This window comes from uncultured Acetobacterium sp., from assembly GCF_927416815.1.
In the GTDB taxonomy this organism is placed as follows: Bacteria; Bacillota; Clostridia; order Eubacteriales; family Eubacteriaceae; genus Acetobacterium.
In genome coordinates, this window is the sequence record NZ_CAKMJU010000112.1 from 1 (window position 1) to 3122 (window position 3122).

The 3122-nt window shown below is 42.0% G+C and carries 4 protein-coding genes and 1 pseudogene; all 5 read right to left on the reverse strand.

All coding sequences use genetic code 11. From position 1 onward, the window contains the following. Window positions 1-141: 141 nt before the first annotated feature. Window positions 142-336, reverse strand: a pseudogene (locus tag QZ998_RS14185) (methyltetrahydrofolate cobalamin methyltransferase); the annotation flags it as partial. 48 nt (window positions 337-384) lie between these two features. Next, window positions 385-1263 (reverse strand): DMT family transporter, encoded by an 879-nt coding sequence (locus tag QZ998_RS14190; protein ID WP_296561492.1) that lies wholly within the window; start codon window positions 1261-1263, stop codon window positions 385-387. A 157-nt stretch (window positions 1264-1420) separates the two neighbouring features. Then, window positions 1421-2218, reverse strand: a complete 798-nt coding sequence (locus tag QZ998_RS14195; protein WP_296561494.1) for a dihydropteroate synthase — start codon at window positions 2216-2218, stop codon at window positions 1421-1423. Window positions 2219-2230: 12 nt separating this feature from the next. Continuing rightward, complete coding sequence (locus QZ998_RS14200; protein ID WP_296561495.1) at window positions 2231-2854, reverse strand: corrinoid protein; 624 nt, start codon at window positions 2852-2854, stop codon at window positions 2231-2233. A gap of 17 nt (window positions 2855-2871) precedes the next feature. After that, window positions 2872-3122 (reverse strand): 3-methyl-2-oxobutanoate hydroxymethyltransferase (locus QZ998_RS14205; protein WP_296561496.1); only part of this gene is annotated, 251 nt, incomplete at its 5' end.

The window sequence follows — 3122 nt, forward strand, 5'->3', positions numbered from 1 at the left end:
GCCATTGTGCCACCTCCTAGTTATGTATATGATAACACATAACTAGGATAACGTCAATACAAAATGCCTTCAAAGCCAGTAAAATCAACCGTTTAGAGTGGTCTCTTCGTCATTCCTAGTTATGAGTTACGGGAATCCAGGCTGAACCACTTCAATCAACCATTTCAGGGTTTCAATTTCGTATTCTGGTGCGGTACTGGCGCATACGTCGATAAAATCGGCGCCGGCCTCTGTCTGTTTTACTGCCCGATCAGCAATAAATCCGGCATCTCTTTTTTCGATCGCTTCTTTCACCGCTGGAATGGTACCATTAATTTTTTCTCCAATAATAATCATTTGTCTCTCCTGTTCTCATATCGATTAATCACAAAATCCATTTTTTTGTCATCCTAAAGATCTGTTCGAATCAGCTGTGCGACTGACCAGAATCACCGCAATCAACATCAGCACCGCTCCCGCAAGGGTATTGCCATTCCACGGTTCATTAAAAAATATAATACTGAGAATTAAGCTTACCACTGCTTCAAAGGCAATAATCAATGACGTTTCGGTCGAGCCAATTTTTTTTATCGCAAAGGTGACCATTTGCAATACCACAACCGTAATAATCGCTAAGGTCATTGTCAGCAAGAGTCTTTTTATCGTTAAGCCCGATAGTAGTGAATTATCGCTGTAAATAAAACCATAGGTGCCTAATAACAGGGCACTGATTCCACCCAGATAAAAGATAATGACGGAATTATCGATTTCCTTAAGACTGCTTTTCTGCAGTCCCACCAGATAGATGCCATAGGCCAGTCCTGACCCCAGTGCTAACAGGCTCCCAATGTTTAATGAACTGAGCTTAAAGTTCATCAGAAATGCAATCCCGACGACGACAATCAACAGCGCCAAAATTTTTAACCGCTTGGGTTTTTCTTTAAAGACGATCGTCATCATAATAAAAACGAAAAACGGGTAAGAGAAGTATAGCATACTTGCCAGTCCGACGGGCATAAAAGAAAATGCCTGAATCAACAGAAAGGTCGCGCCACTATAGCCAAATATTGAGAAAATAGCAAGCTCAAAAAATTGTTTTTGTGATACGCGAATATTTTTCTTTTTTATTAAAAAGACCAATCCTAATAGGATAAAAATAAATGCATACCGATAAAACAGTATTGTCGTCGCACCGATACCATCTAGTATTAACAATTTTGTTAATACCGGTATCGTGCCGGCTAACAAGGCTGCTCCAATTGCTGCAAAAACCCCTAATGACATCCCTTCTCCCCTCGCCCTGACGCAGTTTATTTTAAAAAGGCACTCCGTTTAAGAGTGCCTGAAACAACTATTAATTCTTTTCTAAGACGCTCGCTTGCCACACAAACATTGTGATCTTGTCTTTAAATTTAATTAGATTGATTCAAGTTTATTAAAGTTAAACTTCCAGCATTTTCTTTCGATAAGCCTTCAGGTATTTTACGTTAAAATCATCTCGTCCTGCCAATGTTTCAGCCGCGCAAATGCTCGACATCATCTTTTTATCCAGGGGGTCGATTAACAGTCCATCGAGTCCTTTAGCAATCGCCATCACCGCAAAATTACGATTGAGGAATTTTCTTTCTGGCAAACCATAGGAAATGTTTGATAAGCCACAGATGGTATGAATGCCTTGATAGGTTTTCATAATTTCAGAAACCGAATCAATAAAACCCATGCCATAGCTTTTATCGGTAGAAATCGGCTGTACCAATGGGTCTACAAAGATATTTTCGAGCTTGACATTGTTTTGAACCAGTTTGTTGATCAGCTGATCGGCAATTTTTAGCCGTTGATCGGTGGTTTCCGGCATTTTTTCATCATCCATACAGAGCGCTACTATTTTATAAGGGGTTCCGGCAACAAGCGGTAAAATCGCATCGAGCCGATCTTTTTCTAACGATATGGAGTTGATCATCACATCATCTCCGTTAAGTTTTAAGCCCTGTTCGATCACTTTCGGATCGGGACTATCGACTGAGCAGGGCAGCTTTGTCACTGCTTTAATATTTTCGATCAGCCATTCCATGTAGTGGCCTTCTTTACCGACAAATATACCGGCGTTGACATCAATATAGGTCGCTCCGGCTTCGGCTTGATCGATAGCCAGTTTTCTTATAAAGTCCTGGTCTTCTCGCTTAATGGCATCCCCAACCGCTTTGCGGCTGGCGTTAATTAGTTCTCCAACGATAATCATTGCGCGCCCCGTTTAAGAAGCCATCAGGTTTCTGCCTAAAAGTACCGCTTCACCGGCATCCGGGGCATAACCATCAGCGCCAATATCGTTGGCAAAATCCTGACCCACGGGAGCGCCGCCAACCATTGTTTTGACTGGTAAACCAGAGCTTTTAATGGCGGCAACAGCTTCGCCCATGGCTGCCATGGTGGTTGTTAAGAGTGCCGATAAACAAATCAGATCGGCATTTTTTTCTTTGGCGGCTTCAATGAATTTTTCAGCAGGCACATCAATGCCCAGATCAATCACTTCAAAACCAGCCCCTTCCATCATCATTGAGACCAGATTTTTGCCGATATCGTGGCGATCTCCAGCAACCGTTCCAATAATCACGATCCCTCTGCCGCTGTTATCGCCTTTTAAAAGTGGTTTGATCATATCTAAGCCCAATTTCATCACATTGGCGGCCATCAGCATTTCCGGCACAAATAGGGTTCCTGCAGAAAATAATCGGCCGACCTCGTCCATTGCGCCGATCAGTCCCTCATTTAAAATGACACTGGTATCAACCCCAGCATCAATCGCTTCCTGTACTGCTGCTTCGACTTCTTCGTCTTCTAATTCCAAAATGGCATCATAAATTTTTTGTACACTCATTATTTTCTCCTTAATCTTTATTTAACTTCAGCTAATAGCTTTTCCAGTTCAGCTGCTTCTTCATCGGCAATCACATAGGTATGCACCCCATCATCAGGAAATGCACCATTACGGACTTCGTCACAGAAAGCAGTAAATCCTTTTAATAACTCTGCTCCAACATTGGCATATTTTTTAACAAATTTAGGGGTGAAATCATCATAGTAGCCAACCATATCGGCATAGATCAATAATTGTCCATCGGTATGCGAACCAGCGCCTATTCCCA

What these genes read in the sequence shown, in the direction of transcription:
- QZ998_RS14190 (WP_296561492.1), bottom strand. Translation starts at nt 1,263, where the DNA reads ATGTCATTAGGGGTTTTTGCAGCAATTGGAGCAGCCTTGTTAGCCGGC.
- QZ998_RS14195 (WP_296561494.1), bottom strand. Translation starts at nt 2,218, where the DNA reads ATGATTATCGTTGGAGAACTAATTAACGCCAGCCGCAAAGCGGTTGGG.
- QZ998_RS14200 (WP_296561495.1), bottom strand. Translation starts at nt 2,854, where the DNA reads ATGAGTGTACAAAAAATTTATGATGCCATTTTGGAATTAGAAGACGAA.